A 16,106-nucleotide genomic window follows, 5' to 3' on the forward strand; every position below is an offset into this window, starting at 1 on the left:
CGGGAGACCCGGGGAAGACGGACACCACGGTTGCCCGGGAGCTGGGCTCCCGCCCATGGCCGAGAAATTCCCGGGAGAAGCGTTCCCGCATTCACTCTCCGGCCTGGGGATGCGCGGAACTGCCGGCAGAGCAGTTTTCGCAGGGTGCCATTGTGTCCAGGGCGGCGCGGAGCGCGGCGCGTGAGGTGATACCGAGCTTGGGGTACAGCCGGTGCAGGTGGGAGCCGACTGTGCGGTGGGACAGGAACAGCCGCTCGCCGATCTGCTTGTTGGTCAGACCGAGGGCCGCCAGCTCGGCGATCTGCCGTTCCTGCGCGGTCAACCCCGCCGTCGGTGCGTCGGGAACGGAAGTGGTCGCGATGCCGGCGGCGCGCAGTTCGCTGCGGGCCCGGTGGGCCATGGCTTTCGCGCCGATACGGTCGAAGGTTTCCAGGGCGGCGCTCAGGTACAGACGGGCACGGGGGTCACGGGTGCGGCGCAGCCATTGTCCGTAGGCGAGCTCGATGCGCGCATGTTCCCATGGCCACCGGGCCGCTTGGGGCAGAGACAGGGCTGCCTCGAACTGGAGACCGGCCTCTGTCTCGTCGGCAGTTACGGCCGCGGCCCCGGCGGTGATCAGCGCTGTGCGGGGGGAGATGAGGTGGATGCCTGCTCGTTGCGCGGCGGCGACGTAGGCACGGGCCTCGTCCATGCGGCCGGTGCGGACCGCCGCCTCGACGAGGTCCCACAGTACCCACCGGGCCGGGATGCCGGGGCCCGGTGCGCCGGGTGCACCGGGTGCGTTGATCCTGGCCACCTGGGCATGGGCTTCCTCGTAGTCGCCTTCTCCCATGGCTGCGAGGCCGCGAGCCAACCGAGCGTGGGCCTCCGTTACTTCGATACCGCGAGGCACCGCCCAGGTCATGGTCTCCTTGCTGCGGGTCCGGACGAATTCCGTGTCGCCGCGCAGAGCCGCGCCCGTTGCCAGCAGGGCTCGGATCTGCCGTTCCCAGAAGTGGTAGCCGTAGACCGCTGCCAGGTCCAGCCCCTCCTGGGCCAGTCGCTCGGCCTCGTCCCACTGGCCGTGGATGTAGGAGTCGTGGCAGAGCAGCATCAGAGCGGGAATGACCATGGCGATCACGCCGCCGTCACGCTCCCGCTCAACCATGCGGCGGACCAGGTACCTGTAGTCGGACAGGGCGTCCATTGCGACCGCAGCGAAAGCCAGCGGGATCAGCTGCCAAGGCGCCGCGTCGACAGGTAGCGCGGCGAAGGCGCCGGCGAGGCCCTTGCGCAACGCATGGGGGGCGCGTGTGGGATCGACGTGCGCGTCGTGGCACAACCTGAACGGGGCCACTACTGCCGGTTCAAACCGGCCCATTGCGGTGTTGAGAACCTGCCACGGCTCGGGGCGGAGAGTGTAGAGGCAGATGAGCAGCAGCGCGTACAGGATGCCGTAGTGGTCCCACTTGTTGTCGCCGGAGCCGCTGTCGGTGATGTCGTCGAGTGCCCAGGTCAGGAGTCGGTAGGCGGAATCGACATCGCCTTCGTCGTTGGTGAGGAGGTGTGCAGTGGCGGCGAAGACCAGCCCGGTCGGCGTGTTGAGGGTTTGTCCTGCATCGGCCAACAGCCGTGGAACATCTTCGAGTTGGCCGGTGAAGGTCGCGAGGTAGGCGGCCTCGACCAGTCGGCGGGCTCGGTCGCCCGGACGCGGGCTGAGTTCACCGGCCCGTACGAGGGCGGCAACTGCGGTGGATGCGGCGACGCGCCGTTCGTCGGGGCCGGCCGCCCCGTCCGGCACCGCGGCCACGGCGTCGGACGAAGTGCCGCACCGCCAGGTGGACAGGGCCGCCTCGTCCAGCATCCGGGCCACCGTCTCGTTCGGTCCGATCGTGGCCTCGGCGAGATGCCATGCCCGCAGCTCGGGGAAGTCGGCCAAGGCCGCGGCCAGGGAACGGTGCGCGCTGCGGCGTTCGCCAGGGGAGGCGAGGTGCACGATCGCAGCGCGGATCAGCGGGTGGCGAAACAACATTCCGCCGACAGCCGCATCGACATGTACCAGGTTTGCCTGTTGCGCCGGGGCAAGGGCATCGACGTCCACGGAGTCCTGCGCGGCGCTCCACAGCATGGTCAGGTCGGCGTCGGCGCTCAGCGCGGCCGTCAGAAGCAGCCCTCGGGTACGTGCGGGCAGTCTTTCGATGGCGGGAGCGAATGCTGCCTCCAGACGCCCGGACAGAGGCAGCGGCGACGGAAGCGGGTCTTGGCCCGAGCGCTGTCGACTGCTCAACGCTGCAGGCAGTTCCCGCAGCGCGAGAGGGTTGCCCGCAGCCTCGGCCAGCAGCCGCCGCCGCACCGACGGCGTCATCCCAGGCCAACGGGCGTCCAGCAACTCAGCCGCCGACCGGGCAGCCAGCGGCCCGACCTCGTGCACGGGCAACCGGAGTTGCTGGAGGAAGGAGTCGGTCCCGGTCCGCGCGGCAGCCAGGAAGACAATTGGATCACCACTGATCCTGCGGACGACGAACCCCAGCACCGCCGCACTGGCGCGGTCGAACCACGGCACATCGTCGGCGATCATCAGCAGCGGGCGCTCGATGGTCACCTCGCCCAGCAGCGCGAGTACCGCCGCCGAAACAGCCAACGGGTCCGGCGAGAGCCCCTGCAGAAGACCGAAGATCCGGTCGAGGACACCGCGGTGGTGGCTGGACAGCCGGTCGGCGTGATGGCGCAGCGGGTAGAGCATTTGGTGCAGCGCCGAGAAGTTCATCTCAGCCTCGAACTCCACGGCAGAGGCACGCAACACCCGCATTCCGCTGTCTGCGGCTCGTGCCGCGGCAGCATCCAGCAGTACGGTCTTCCCCACCCCCGGAGCGCCGCTCAGCAACAGGCCGGAGCGACCCTGACCCTGTCTGGCCAACAGCGAGTCCATCAAATCCAGCTCAGCCACGCGCCCAGCCAGGTCCACTTCAGGCCGTGAATTCACCGAATTCCCCCACCAAGTCGCTCACCCGGAAATTGATGATGGGTCGACAAGAAAGAGCATCCTTTGTTGTTCATTAAAGGTTGTTCATTAAAAATGATGCCCCGCTTCACCTACGCAGCAAGATCCTTGCTGATTGAGGAGAGGTGACCCATGTTCCGAGTCACAGCAATCGGCGCCGAAAGCTGTGAGAGGGAATAGGCCTGCCACGAGGCATCCGGGTACAGCGTCCAGCCGTGCCCAGGCGCACGACGGCCGATGCGGCCGTCGTCAACCGTCCGGTCACGATGGCGGCATGGCGGTGCAGGCGAGGAAGTGTTCCGGCCTGCGCTCGTAGCGGTGGTGGAGGCGCCCGCAGCCGGACATCCAGGACACCGTTCGTTCCACGACCCAGCGATGTCTGCTCAGGCGCCGGGATGACCCGGTGCCCTTGCGGCCGAGGCGGCGGAGGCGGCGGACGGGTGGAATGCCGCGGACCAGCGGGATCAGGGCCCGGACGCTGACGGAGTCGTTTGCGCAGCGCGACCAGTCCAGACCGCCCCGGGCGCCGGTCCACTCGGCGAACCGGCGGACGGCGGTCACCCCCGACAGGCGCGGCCAGCACCTCACGGTCCCGTCGCCGACGATGTCCTCCGCCCTTCGGGCGTTCCGGAGCCGGCGGAACCATCCGCTGGAACAACTCCCACAGGTCTTCCGGCGCCGACCGTTCTCCGGCGGTGCGGCGAACCTGGTCTCAGCCGTTCCTCGTGGCCGGTTCCCGTAGGTTCAGCAACGGCGCCAGCTGACTGCGCGAGGTGATTCCGAGCTTGGGGAAGGCTCTGTACAGATGGGCGGCGACCGTGTGGCGTGACAGATTCAGTCGTTCTGCTATCTCCCGGTTCGAGAGCCCTTCCGCGGCCAGCCGGGTGATGAGTGTCTCCTGCCGGGACAGCAGTTTCACGACGGTCGGAAGCGGGTCGGCAGCTGCCTGCGCAGGACTGTGGCAGGCCAGGTCGGAGGCGCCGATGAGCTCGAAGGAGTTCCGCGCCGAGAGCAGCATCGTGCGCGAGCGTGCCGCCTGCCGGCAACGTCGCAGCCACTGTCCGTACGCCTGTTCCGTGCGTGCCTTCACCAGCGGCCAGCGGGCCAGGTCCTGGCCCAGCGCGACCAGGTACAGTTCCTCGGCCGCGTCGTCGGCGGCGAGCACGGCTCGTGCGTACGGCAGCTGCACGTGCAGCAACGGGGCGGTGGTCGCGCGCGCTGCTTCCTCAAGGACCTCCAGTATGCGCGCGGCCTCCTGACGGCTGTTGCCACGGTCCGCGGCGATGACCAACGGCATCGCCGCGGCGAAGCCCTGCCAACGCAGGCCTTCGCGCGGTCGATCGACGAGACGCCCCAGCTCTTCGTAGGCCTCGGCGTACTTTCCGACACCGAGCTGTGCCACGCCACGGGCCAGCCGTAACGTCGGGACGAGATCGGGGCGCTGCCATGCGGCAACGGTGTCGGCGAGTTCCCGCGCGCGCCCGGCCTGCCCCCGCAGTGCGGCGACGACCGCGTTCGTGCTGCTGAGCACGGCGGTCATGGCGGGCTGCGGAGTCCCGGCGACTATCCGGCGTGCTTCTTCGATGAGTTGGACGGCGCGCGGCCAGTCCCCGAGCAGCAGCAGGTCGACGGCGTGGGTGAGGAGTGTCTCCGACAGCAGACCGAGTCGGCCCTGCTCGCGAAGAACGGGTTCCGCCCTGCCGAGCAGTTCGACTGCGCGGACCGGATCGCCGATCTCGTGCGCCGCCATGCCGGACAGCCGGAGGCCGTCGGCATCGGGGAGATGCCACCCTGTCTCGTTCGAAGGCAGTCGGTCCGCCACCAGTGGGCCGCAGCGCACGGGTTCGGCCAGCGCAAGCGCTGCGATGTGGCGTGGATCGCTCGTGCCTGTCAGCTGCTCCGCTGCGGCGACGACACCGGCCCGCAGAGCGGGGTCGGCACCGGTCCTGTGTACCCGGAGGGCCACGCTCAGCAGCAGGTCGAGAGCCAGGTCGGGATCGCCCGCCGCCAGTTCGACGATGTCACCCACCTGTGTCCGGGCCGGTCCGGGCTGTGGGTCCACGTCGGAGATGTCCCGGAGCGACCAGGCCCGCGCCCGGTCCGCAGCACTGAGTTCCTGACGTTCCGCCTCGTCGATCAGGGAGTGGGTCAGGCGGATACGGCCGAGGCCGTACGCATGCTCGGCCGCACCCAGCAGCCGGTGTCCCCGGACGGCCGAGTCCGCGGTGAGCTGCGCGGATCGTTCCAGCGCCCATATCGCGGCGCGGACCCCGTGGCGACGGAGCAAGGAAGCCTGAGCATCCGCCAGTTCGTCCGCGATCTCGTCGTCGGGGCCGCCGGCGGACTGGGCGCGATGCCATGTGCGCCGGTCCGGGTGCTCGCACAGCACCTGCGCCATGGCGGCGTCGGCGGCCCGTCGGCGCACCGCCGTCTCCGCCTCCAGCACCACGAACCGGACCACCGGATGGGGAAAGCGCAGTATCGTCCTGTCCAGTCGGATCAACGAGGCCGCGACCGCGCTGTCTAGGACATCAACCGTGACCGTGCGACCGGCCAGGACGGAGGCGGCGGCCAGGATCTCCGAGAGGTCTCCGACCTGGTCGACGGCCGCGACCAGCAGGGCGTCCCGGGCGAGGGCCGGCAGTTCGCCGAGGCCGCCCGCGAACGCCGTCGCCAGTGCGGGACTCACCGGCAGGTGGGTCCACGAACTCCGCGGTCCCCTCGGGTGCCACGCCGCGGGGAGTTCGACCAGCGCGAGCGGGTTGCCGAGCGCCTCTTCGAGTATCCGTTCCCGGACGGAAGGAGGCAGCGCGGCCGCGTGGCCGGCCAGCAGCCGTCGCGCGGAAGGCTCGTCGAGCGCCGGCACGTCCAGTACGGGCACGCCGGGCAGGATCCATCCGCTGCGCACCGCGGCGAGGACGACGAACGGGTTGTCGCTCGCCCTGCGTGCCAGGAACGCCAGTACGTCCCGGGTGGGCCCGTCGAGCCACTGCGCGTCGTCGGCGATCAGCACCACGGGCTGCTCGGCCGCTCTCGTGGTGATCAGGTTGAATGCCGCCAGGGCCACCTTGAAGGTCCCCGGTACCCGCCCGGAACCGGTCTCGATCGCCGACCGCAGGATCGCGCCCTGTCCCGCGGGCAGGGCGTCCAGCGCGCCGAGCACCGGCCCCAGCAACTCGCGGAGCCCCCCGAAGGGGGTGTCGTCGCAGCGTCCGGCGACCTCCAGTGTCAACCGTCCCGCCGTCCGGGCGGATTCGACCGCGGCCCGCAGCAAGGCGGACCTGCCGACGCCGGGGCCGCCCTGCAGTGCCAGGGCGCCCCCGGCGTCGGGCAGCCTCCGCATCAGTTCCCGCAGAACCCTCAACTGCTGGTCGCGGCCAAGGAGCCCGGCCTCGTACACGCGTCTCCCCGGCTGTTCCCGTGCGCTCAGTGCCTTCGCAGGAGGATCGTAGGGACACAGGTTCGGCGGGTCTTGCGTCATGTGACTGGACCTGGAACCGCAAGCGGCGGACGACACTCGGCGCGGCGTCCGTCGGATACAGCGGCGCCGCCGCACGACCTTCAGTGCCCGAGCGCCCAGGCCGCCCGGAACCCGGGGGTGCGTTGGCGATCGGCCGGCCCGCCGTGTGCGCGGCACCGAGCCGGAGGACGGCACAGGCCAACGGTGAGGTAGCGCAAGCAGTCGTCTGACGTCATCGCAGCAGCTCGCGACCGTCTTCGGGCTGTTCAGCATCGTCCACGGCGCCACAGCCGTCTTCGCGTCCCTCGCAGAGCGGTACGCCGGCCGGTCCTGGCGAGTCGGCCGGTGAGGACATGCCGAGCCGAGTGAGCAGCACGAACACACGACGAGGGCCGGGATCCTCGTCCTCTACCGGGCGCGCGGACCCGGCCGGCTCAACCGTCCGCCGTCTTCGTGGTGACCGCCGGCTTCGACGACGGGGCTTTCGGCGTCTGCCTCACCGCGCGTAGCGCGAGCACGAGTTCGGTGATGCCGCGTGGATCGGTCAGGGAGCGGCCGGTGCGCTCGGAGATCCGGCGCAGGCGCGTACGCACGGTGTTGGGGTGGACATACAGGAGTTTGGCGGCCTTGTCCGCCGATCCACCGCAGCCGTACCACGCGTCCAGTGTGTCCAACAGCAACTCGCGTTCGTCGGCCGGGAGGGCCTCGACCGGACCGAGGACCTTGGTGGCGACGCGCGCCATGACATCGGGTGCGCCGGCCGTCGCGACCTCGACCGGGGAGTCATCGAAGACGGTCACCGCATTGCTCTCCGCGTCACCGCTGCGCATGGCGACCTTGGCGAAGTGCAGCGCGTCCCCCGTGTGGGACAGCTGGTCGTAGGGAGGACTCACCCCCACACGGTGCTCCGCATGCTGCCGCAACACCTCGGTGAGGTCGTCCAGGTGCCGGGAGGTACGCAGATACACGATGCCCAGTTGGAGATCGGGGCGCAGCCGCCAGGCGGACAGGATGCCGCGCCGGCTCAGCACGGCTGCGACCTCCGGGAGGGCCTGTCGGCCTATCTGCGGTACCTCTGCGGCAACTACTGTGAACGGTCCCGTGCGCGGCACGCCCAGGACCTCAGCGGCGGACCACAGGACGTCGGCGTCCATACTCCTGCCGTCCAGTAGCGCCTCGACCAGTGCCGAACGTTCATGTTCGCTGGCGAGGAGCCGCTGGGCCACCGTGTCGTGGTATCCGGAGACCATGGCCTCGGTGATGCTGTCGTGCAGCCCCCACATCGCAGAAGCGGCGGCGACCAGTTTGTCGCTCGCCACGGGGGTGGTGCTGCCGGCTTCGAGGGCCACCGCCTCCCAGTAGTACCTCACGCCTACGCGGTAGGCCCTCATCACGGCGGGGAGCGGCACGTTCTGCAGGGCGCGTCGGCGGCCTATGTCGGCCGCGGCCGCGGTGTCCACAGGTACCTGTGCGGTCAGCCCGTGGAGCGCGTTTGTGAGGTGGGTCCGACATGCCTCCTCCAAGTCCTCCGTGGGCACCACGTCGTAGTCCCGTGAGCCGGAACGGATCCGTGCCGTCATCTCCTTCGCCAGCTCGTCGACGCGTTCGAGCAACGCGGTCGCCAGGGTGCTGATGTCCTTGTCGACCACAGTCTTCTCCGGCTCAGCGATCAGGGAAACGAGGCTCTACGGTACTTCCGGAGCGGGTGCCAGGACAGTGGCGGGATGCTGGCGGTGAGGCCTGGTCGTCTCCGGCTCTGTCTGGAGTTCCGTGAGTCTCACGGTCCGCGGTGACACCGTCGAGGCGCCGGCGGAGGACTCCGGCGAAGGACCGCATGGGCCCGTGGCCGCCGCAAGACGCGGGTCAGGCTCGGCTTCTCCCGCGGTCCCGTGATCCAGCTTGTGGTCCTGTGGGGGCTGGGGACTTCGTCGGCCGGGCGTCTGCGCGGGTCACCAACCGGTCTATGGCCTCAACCCAACCTGGGTCACGACAGCTCGCGCCGCAGAGACGCCTTGTCCTCTCCGGCCAGCAGCCGTTGGTGCAGCTCGTTGGTCATGGTGTGGATGGCGCGCGTCAGTTCGGTGTTGGTCTTCAGCTCAAGCTCCTGCTCGACGAAGTCGTGGTCGGCCTTGGCCTGTTGGAACGCGGCCTGGCGGTTCTGGCCGATCATCACGAAGGTGGAGAGGAAGATCGCCTCCAGCGAGACGACCAGGGTCAGCGTCGGCCAGGGGCTGTTCTCGGCCAGGAGCATCCACGCGGCGAAGCCCACCGCGTGGATGTAGACGAAGAGCATGGAGCCGGCGAACTTGGTGATGGCGTCCGCGATGCGCACCTGCAGGTCGGACGCCTGCTGAGCCAGGTGGGCGGCGACCACGGGGTGGTGCTTCGGGGGCTGCGCCTGCTGTGGGTCTGACTGGGCCATGAGGATTGCCGTTCCTGCGGATGAGTAGGGCCTCGGTAGGTCGAGGTGCGCGGTGTTGCGAGGGTCTGGCTGCTCGGGCTGGGTAAGGGCTGTCGCAGGTGGTGCAGGTGCCTGGTCCGACACCTCAGCAGATCCTTGAGCGCGCGCACTCCGGTGCGCTTGGTTCGGGGTGTGTCCAGCGGCAGGTCAGCTTGGCCGCCGGTGAGGAGGGCGACACAGCGCTGCCGACCGCGCCAGGAACAGCCCTCGAACAGCAGGATCCGCTGTGACAGAACACCGTGCCCACTGAGGCCGCCGACTTCCCGGCCGGCCCGCGTTGACTGTTCGCCCGCCGGCCGCACTGCGACCGTGCGGAAGCGAGGGCCACCGTCGCCTACGGGATCGGCGAGGGACAGCGCGGGGGCGAGGCAGCACGGCAGGATCAGCGGCCGGCTCACCGCAATCGGACCGCGAGGACACCGCGGTCCGCCGTTCGGCGGCGTACCCGATCTGTCCGGGCACGCCGACTGCTGTCGTCTGTCCCGGTCCTGGGCCCATTTCGCGGGCAGGAACCAGCGCTACGGCAGAGGACAGGATGCTCGGTCGCCCGCAGTGTGAACGGAGACCGCGGCCTGACGGTTCGAAACGTTCACGTGGCCGTTCAAGGTCACTGCCGCCGAGCGGTGTTGCGCAGTGAGCGGCTCGCCCTGGACCGCGACGTGAAAGACGGTACGTCGCGGTCCAGGGCGGATTGACCGGCTCGGCATTGGCGGTGATGCCAAGCCGTGCTTCATGGGAGGTTCCCCTACTGAGCGGCGAGATCGTCGGCGTCGGCGCGAGCGAGTACGGCGTCCACGACGGCGTACTCGGCCTGGTCCAGCACGTAGAACACCAGGGCGATCGCGTCGGCTGCGTCCTGCTCGGCATCGTCGGCGCGGCGTTCGGCCCGCTTGAGGTCGCGTTCGGCCTTGTGCTCGGCGATCGCCGCGCGGCGGTCGGCGAAGTGCTTCGCCACCGAATCGTGCAGATCACTTATCCGACTCTGTGCCCGGGCCTTGGCATCGTCGGCCTTGGCTCCAGCGGCGTCCAGGGACGCCTCAAGGCTGGCCTTCTTCGTCTCCAGCTGCTCGCGGTTCTTCGCCCTGGCAGCCGTGGCCGTGTCCTCGACGTTCTTCGTCCGGTCCGCCAACCGGCTGAGCTGGTCCGAAAGCTTGTCCATGGTATTTCCCATCTCGTGAAGTTGATTCGGTGAGGTCGCGGATATCGCGCGGCACGGGCCGCTCCCGCACCACGCTCGCCTCTAGGCCGCTCTCTGCCGCAGGTGGAACGAGAGGACGATGCCCGAAGCCCCGTACATCAGGCTGAACAGGCCGAACACCGTCGCCAGGGACAGTGCGCCGACGTCCGGTCGCACGAAGAGCGCGAACGCCAGCGCGACGGATGTCAGCCCGGTCAGCATGAACATCGCACGCTCCCCGGCGGACTCGCCCTCCTGGGACGCCATGCCGATCTCGACAGCGCCGGTGACCAGCGCCCACCCGGCGACCCAGAGGGTGAGTGCCAGAGCCGTGATGCCCGGCCACAACAGCGCGGCAGCCCCGCTCACGGCGGACAGCAGAGCCAGCAGCAGCCAGCCGAAGACCGGCCCCGCCCGGTTGCTGCTGAACGCGCGAACGGCGTCGTTCGCCGCGGCGAAGAAGGCGTAGAAGGCGAACAGGTAGACAAATGTGCCCACGGTAATGCTGGGCCACACAAGCGAAACCAGCCCGAACGCAACCGCGAGGATGCCACGCCACAACAGTGCGTTGGGTGAACCGATGATGGTGATCACTTCCCATCTCGACTGGCCATGGGTCGGTCGTGAGTGCCGCAGACATGGCCGGACTGGTGAGAGACAACGCGTGGTGGTACGTGCGTTGCCATGCCCCTGACCGGCCAATTTCCAACCCTGAGGCTAGGGCCCCCACGGCCCGTGCCCTATCTGTCATGTGACTGCACTACCGTGCACATCTGGCCGCGCAGGTTCGAGGCGGCCCAGGTCCGAACCGGTTGGCGTGCCACGACGGCGAGCGGATCGCGTACGACGCCGATGTCGCGGTCGCTGCCGAAGACGCTTGTCCTCGCGGCCACCGCGGACCGCCCGGGCGCCTTGCTCCCGGCCCCGCACTGCCGCGCCGGCGGGTCCGCACGGGCCGACGGCAGCCACGGCTGAGCTCTGTCGTCGTGGTTGCTTCGCCGGCCGCGGGTGGCCGCTATGGGGCCTCGATGTGCTCCTCCAGCGTGCTTATCGCCTTCAGGGCGCGGAGCAGATGAGATCCGACGGTGTGGTGAGAAAGGAAGAACCGTTCGCCGATCTGCTTGTTACTCAGGCCGAAGGCGGCCGGTTCGGCGCTCTGTCGTTGCCGGACGGTCAGCGCGGACGTCGATGTGTCCTGGCCAGGGCGGTGTTCAGCGACCCCACCGAAGCGACTCCAACTGGCCCCGGTTCGCGACTGATTCGTGAAGATCGGGCGTTGTGAAATGGCTCCGGAGGGCGGTTCGATTTGGCACCACCGGGGCGGCGGGATGCGGAGCGTGGTGGCTGTGGGACTGCGTCGCGGTGTCTTCTACGGCGCCTTCTCCCACCTCGTCAACACCAAGCAACTCCCCACGAAGCCCGGCGACTTCAAGGCCACCGACCTACTCAAGCCGGCCTACAGGAACAAGCTCATCCTGACCTACCCCAACGACGACGACGCCGTCCTCTTCGGCTACGCAGATCGTCGACCAGTACGGCTGGAACTACCTGGCCAGGCTCGTCCGGCAGAACCCCAAGCTCATCCGCGGGGTCCCCGGCTCCGCCGCCGGGGTGGCGAGCGGCGACCACCTCGCCTCCGTCGCCGTCGGAGGCAACGCCCGCCCCAACGGCACCCAGGTCTTCTCGAACTCCGAGCGCTTCAACTCCTGGGCCCAGCGCGCCGCCATCTTCAAGAACGCACCCCACAAGGCCGGCGCCAACCTCTTCCTGAGCTGGCTCGACTCCCAGGTCGTACAGAAGAACGCCATCGCCACCTGGACCTGGTCCGTCCGCAAGGACGTCGCCCCACCGGCCGGCCTCAAGGCTCTGGCCTCGTACAAGAACACCAACCCCGACGCCTTCGCGAAGTTCATGAGCAACCGCGCCGCAGTCGAGCGATTCCGCTCCCAGGTCGAGCTCTACTTCGGTCAGGTCAAGGGCGCCGACCCCGGCGACCCCGACGGAACCCTCGGCCGTACCCCCGGAGCCTTCTGACCACTGCCGACACCATCCCTGTCCCGTTAGTGGGCAGAGTGAGCAGCAGAGTGAGCAATCGAGGCAGCTCGGTCACATGGCTGATCGCCGAAGGGTTTCCCGCCACTTGTCCATCACATCGCAGTGCGCTCATGACCCGCCGGCGTCCGAAGGCGTACACCGCGGGTTCGGTGAAGCAGCGGCAGAAGCTGGGGGCCGGGTCGTAGACGGCTGCGGCCACCAGTGGGGCGAAGAACTCTTCGCGCGGGTGGGTGCGTTCGAGCAGTGGTGTGCGCACGCATGGGCCAGGTGCCGCGCCCGGCGTGCTTCCGGCACGTCGGCCGCGCTCCCGAGATCCATCAGGCGCGCCACCTCGACGGCACGTGTCAGGAAGGAGCGTGGATCTGCCTCGTTGCGCTCTTCGTCGGCCGGCGGCGCCCCGGAACAGGACCGGGCGAGCCGGGTGCTTGAGTGAGTGTCAGGTCCATCATGCCTGCTCGGACATGGTTTGCGGTAGGACGGAGCGCACGTCCGTTCAGGCTTGTCCGGGGTGGTGGCCTGCCCGCAGACTCGTCGTCATCCACTCTCCGACGTCCGTGTCGGCATCCGTTCTCGGGTGTCGACGCGTTCGTCGTGCTGTCTCGTCGTGGGACGGGTGCAGATGGGGGGTGGGGGAACGGAGGGGGATCGATGGATCAGGACATGGTCATGCGGGCGAGGGTCCAGTTGCTCAGTGCCAACCGGCGGGTGGTGCGCGGCGCCGAAGGGTTGCGGATCTACCGCCTGCTGACACAGGTCGAGCCGGAGGTGTACGGGTCGAAGCTGGCGTACGTCCTGGTGGAGGCCAGCGCGTCGTCGCTGGTGCGGGAGCTGCCCGAGCAGCGGCTGGCGCTGTTGGACGAGGCGGTGGCGGTGGCGTCGGCCCTGGGTGCCGAGAATCCCTACCGGGCCAAGGTGCTGGCGAAGGCGCTTGCCGTCAGGAGGGAACTCGTGGGGCGGCAGACACAAGGGATGTGAGACAGGTTTCTGAACCAGAGCGAGGGCTGTCCTGCGTCGCGCAGCGCCGGGCGGATCGTTTCAGGAACGAGAGCGCGGCACGGTTCGCGCTCGAAGGTCGATCGAGGGGCTCCGAGGAGTAGGACCGCTCCTCTCGTGAGGCCCGTTCCTGGTCTCCGCCCGTAGCGGCGGCTCCTCCGCCAGTCATCGGCGGATCACCCCGCTGACGGCGGCTGCCACTGTCGCCCCAAAGGCGATGGCGTGCACCACGCCGTGCTCGGCAGCGCGCGACTGCACTACCTCACCCTCGGCGGGTGGCCGGGCGGCCCACGCGGCGACCACCCGCATCCGGGCCTCACCAAAGATCATTTACCGGACAGCGCTTGGAGTGTGGGCGCAGAGCCGCTCATCCACGCCATGGATGAGCGGAATAGAGGATTCGGATCGCGTGGAGGATGGCGACCGGGCTCCTGGCGACCCATAGTCGTCCCTACCCGCACGCCGCTGTCCGGACCAGCCGCCGGTGTGCGGCCGTCCCCAGCATGCCGTGCCTGCTCGGCGCCAGTGTCAGGCATGCCCGCTCCCGTACACCGTCCCTGGAGTCGCCATGCCCGGTTCCGTTCCGTCGCCGTCTCCCACCGCGGTCGACGATGCCGCTCCGCCGTCTGTTCCCGTCTCGGGCCCGGTCCATCTGCTGCGCGTGACCCTGCTGATGGCAGGCAGTTGTCTGCCGATCCTGGGAGCGGTGCTCATCGCCCCGGTGCTGCCGAAGATGCAGGACCACTTCGCGTCCGTCCCGGGAGCCAAGGCGCTGGTGCCGCTGGCGCTGACCGTTCCGGCGCTGGCGCTGGCGCTGCTGGCCCCGTTCGCCGGGGTGATCGTGGACCGGCTGGGTCGCAAGCGGCTGCTGGTCGTGGCGACCCTGCTGTACGCCGTGTTCGGCACCGCGCCGCTCTGGCTGGACTCGCTGGGGGCGATCATCGCCAGCCGCGCCCTCGTCGGTGTCACCGAGGCCGCGATCATGACCTGCTGCACGACGCTGATCGGCGACTACTACTCGGGCCACCGGCGGGTGAAGTACCTCGCCCTGCAGACCATGTGCGCGTCCGCGTCGGCCACCGTCTTCTTCGTGCTGGGCGGCGCCGCCGGGTCGGCGGGCTGGCGCATGCCCTTCTGGGTCTACGCCGTGAGTCTGGTGCTCGCTCCGCTGATGGCCACCGTTCTGACCAACCCGGCACCCCGCACGGCCACGGAGGAGACCTCGGCCGCGAACACACTCCAACGCACCTTCCGCTGGCGGCCGTTGGCGGGCATCTGCGCCCTCACCTTCTTCGGGGCGATGGTCTTCTACACCGTCCCGGTCGAGATGTCGTATCTGCTCGACGACCTCGGGGTGGCGAACTCCGGCGTGATCGGCCTGGCCACCGCGATCGCGAGTGCCGCCACCGTGGGCGGTGCGGTCGCCTTCGCCCGGCTCAAGCGCTCCCCGGACCCGATGCTGCCCGCTGTTCTCGCGGTCTGCGCGGTCGGCTTCGGGGTGATGTTCCTGGCGGGGAACGCCCCGCTGCTGGTCGTCGGGGCGGTCGTCAACTGCGTGGGCACCGGCATGCTGCTGCCCGCCCTCCTCACCAGCGTCATGTCCCGGCTGGCATTCGAGGACCGCGGGCGTGGGACGGGGTTGTGGATGGCGGCGTTCTTCGCTGGGGAGTTCGTCTGCCCACTGGTGCTGCTTGCCGGGGAGTCGGCGGTGGGGAGCCTGGCGGGTGCGGTGGGGGTACTGGGCCTGGCGGCCGTGGCTGTCGCGGTGGGTCTGTGGGCACCTCATAGGCATGCGACAGGGCAACCCACCTAGGGGCGCGGGGAACTGCGCGACCAGCCGCCGACAAGCCGCAGCCGCGGCTGCCACGGACTGTGCATCGGCAGGTGCGGCTGTTTCGTGGCTGGTCGCGCCCACGCGGCGGAGCCGCACATCGATACGGCCCCGCGCCCCTCAGGGGGTTGTCGTGAGCGTTGCGCCCACCTCCGCGGCCTTCCGCCTCAGCCAAATATGCGCCGCATCCTGGGCGTGCACCGGATGCCACCACATCGCCTCCTGTACGGGTACCGCCTCGAAGGGACAGGGCAGGACGCGTACCGCGGCCGAGCGGACCGCCCGGCGTGCCAGGCGCTCCTGGATCATCGCGACCCTGCCGGTGGCCTCGACCATGTAGGGCAGCAGCTGGAAGGTCTGCACCGAGACCTCCACCCGCGGGCTGATGCCGATCATGCTGAGCTGCCGGGCGGCGGGGGCGTCGTAGGGGCGCTGGTAGACGGCCCAGGGCAGGCGGGCCAGCTGGTCGAGGGTGAGTTCGTCGCCGACGTCCGGGTTGTCGTCGGCGACCATGCACAGCCAGCGGTCCTGGTGGAGGTCGACGGCGGGGAAGCCGTCGATGATGCCGTGCGGCAGCAGCAGACCGTCGACGGTACTCAGCACCGTGGCGGTGTTCTCCACCGCTGCGGGCGTCGAGTGCTGGAAGGTGAGCCGGATGCCGGGCGCCTCCTGGTGCAGGGCGCGGGCGAGCGCGGAGCCGAACACGGCCGCTCCGTAGTCGGAGGCGAGCAGGGTGAACTCGCGGCTCTCCGCGGCCGGGTCGAAGTCGGCCTGACTGGCGAAGACCCGCTCCAGCAGGTCGCACGCGGTCGCGCTGCGCTCGCGCAGGGCCACGCCGAGCGGTGTCAGCTCGTAGCTGTTGCCGGTGCGGGCGAGCAGCTCGTCGTCGAAATGGCGGCGCAGTCGGGACAGCGCGGCGCTCATCGCGGGCTGGCTGAGCCCGACGCGCTCGCCGGCCCGGGTGACGTTGCGCTCCTCCAGCAGCGCGCGCAGCGCGAGGACCAGGTTGAGGTCGAGTCGGGACAGGTTCACCAGGCACCACCCATGAGAGACCTATACGAGCAGGAGCCATCCACGCCGTGGATTCGGCACATCCACAGGATTGATTTCCGTGATTGGTCGATCGAGGCCACAGTAGACCGCAACCCA

At 69.5% G+C, this 16,106-nt stretch carries 11 protein-coding genes and 1 pseudogene; 3 read left to right on the forward strand and 9 right to left on the reverse strand.

What is annotated here, in order from left to right; all coding sequences use genetic code 11:
- Window positions 1–91 precede the first annotated feature (91 nt).
- The 8 genes and pseudogenes from SSP29_RS50915 to SSP29_RS61485 all read right to left on the reverse strand — a co-directional run bounded on the left by SSP29_RS50915 (window position 92) and on the right by SSP29_RS61485 (window position 11,408).
- Window positions 92–2,926 (reverse strand): helix-turn-helix transcriptional regulator, encoded by a 2,835-nt coding sequence (locus SSP29_RS50915; RefSeq protein WP_145969088.1) that lies wholly within the window; start codon window positions 2,924–2,926, stop codon window positions 92–94.
- Window positions 2,927–3,241: 315 nt separating this feature from the next.
- Window positions 3,242–3,626 (reverse strand): annotated as a pseudogene (locus SSP29_RS50920) (transposase).
- Window positions 3,627–3,692: 66 nt separating this feature from the next.
- The gene (locus SSP29_RS50925; RefSeq protein WP_089107856.1) at window positions 3,693–6,380 is read right to left on the reverse strand and encodes an AAA family ATPase; all 2,688 of its coding nucleotides are present in this window, start codon (window positions 6,378–6,380) and stop codon (window positions 3,693–3,695) included.
- Window positions 6,381–6,874: 494 nt separating this feature from the next.
- Window positions 6,875–8,089, reverse strand: coding sequence for a PucR family transcriptional regulator (locus SSP29_RS50930; protein WP_089107857.1), 1,215 nt, complete (start codon window positions 8,087–8,089; stop codon window positions 6,875–6,877).
- Between the two features lie 335 nt (window positions 8,090–8,424).
- Window positions 8,425–8,862 (reverse strand): DUF1003 domain-containing protein, encoded by a 438-nt coding sequence (locus tag SSP29_RS50935; RefSeq protein WP_089107858.1) that lies wholly within the window; start codon window positions 8,860–8,862, stop codon window positions 8,425–8,427.
- A 784-nt stretch (window positions 8,863–9,646) separates the two neighbouring features.
- Window positions 9,647–10,060 carry a hypothetical protein gene (locus SSP29_RS50940; protein WP_089107859.1) on the reverse strand — a complete coding sequence of 138 codons (414 nt, stop codon included), beginning with the start codon at window positions 10,058–10,060 and terminating at the stop codon, window positions 9,647–9,649.
- A gap of 81 nt (window positions 10,061–10,141) precedes the next feature.
- The gene (locus SSP29_RS50945) at window positions 10,142–10,672 is read right to left on the reverse strand and encodes an HdeD family acid-resistance protein (protein ID WP_089107860.1); all 531 of its coding nucleotides are present in this window, start codon (window positions 10,670–10,672) and stop codon (window positions 10,142–10,144) included.
- Window positions 10,673–11,093: 421 nt separating this feature from the next.
- Complete coding sequence (locus SSP29_RS61485; RefSeq protein ID WP_089107875.1) at window positions 11,094–11,408, reverse strand: LuxR C-terminal-related transcriptional regulator; 315 nt, start codon at window positions 11,406–11,408, stop codon at window positions 11,094–11,096.
- 281 nt (window positions 11,409–11,689) lie between these two features.
- Between SSP29_RS61485 and SSP29_RS59270 the strand changes: the two genes are divergently transcribed.
- The 3 genes from SSP29_RS59270 (at window position 11,690) to SSP29_RS50970 (ending at window position 14,939) form a co-directional block, all read left to right on the forward strand.
- On the forward strand, window positions 11,690–12,112 hold the full coding sequence (locus tag SSP29_RS59270) for a type 2 periplasmic-binding domain-containing protein (protein ID WP_150136566.1): 423 nt from the start codon (window positions 11,690–11,692) through the stop codon (window positions 12,110–12,112).
- 669 nt (window positions 12,113–12,781) lie between these two features.
- A complete protein-coding gene (locus SSP29_RS50965; protein ID WP_089107861.1) occupies window positions 12,782–13,108 on the forward strand; it encodes a hypothetical protein in 327 nt (108 codons plus the stop codon).
- Between the two features lie 586 nt (window positions 13,109–13,694).
- Entirely contained in the window at window positions 13,695–14,939 is a 1,245-nt protein-coding gene (locus tag SSP29_RS50970; protein WP_089107862.1) for an MFS transporter, read from the forward strand.
- A 138-nt stretch (window positions 14,940–15,077) separates the two neighbouring features.
- Here the strand turns inward: SSP29_RS50970 and SSP29_RS50975 are convergent, their stop codons facing one another.
- On the reverse strand, window positions 15,078–15,989 hold the full coding sequence (locus SSP29_RS50975) for a LysR family transcriptional regulator (protein ID WP_089107863.1): 912 nt from the start codon (window positions 15,987–15,989) through the stop codon (window positions 15,078–15,080).
- Window positions 15,990–16,106 lie beyond the last annotated feature (117 nt).

Source organism: Streptomyces hyaluromycini (genome assembly GCF_002217755.1).
Classification (GTDB): domain Bacteria; phylum Actinomycetota; class Actinomycetes; order Streptomycetales; family Streptomycetaceae; genus Streptomyces; species Streptomyces hyaluromycini.

Bases quoted from the DNA above. Each gene is read 5' to 3' on its own strand.
- SSP29_RS50935 (WP_089107858.1), bottom strand. From the start codon at position 8,862: ATGGCCCAGTCAGACCCACAGCAGGCGCAGCCCCCGAAGCACCACCCC.
- SSP29_RS50940 (WP_089107859.1), bottom strand. From the start codon at position 10,060: ATGGACAAGCTTTCGGACCAGCTCAGCCGGTTGGCGGACCGGACGAAG.
- SSP29_RS50965 (WP_089107861.1), top strand. From the start codon at position 12,782: ATGGATCAGGACATGGTCATGCGGGCGAGGGTCCAGTTGCTCAGTGCC.
- SSP29_RS50970 (WP_089107862.1), top strand. From the start codon at position 13,695: ATGCCCGGTTCCGTTCCGTCGCCGTCTCCCACCGCGGTCGACGATGCC.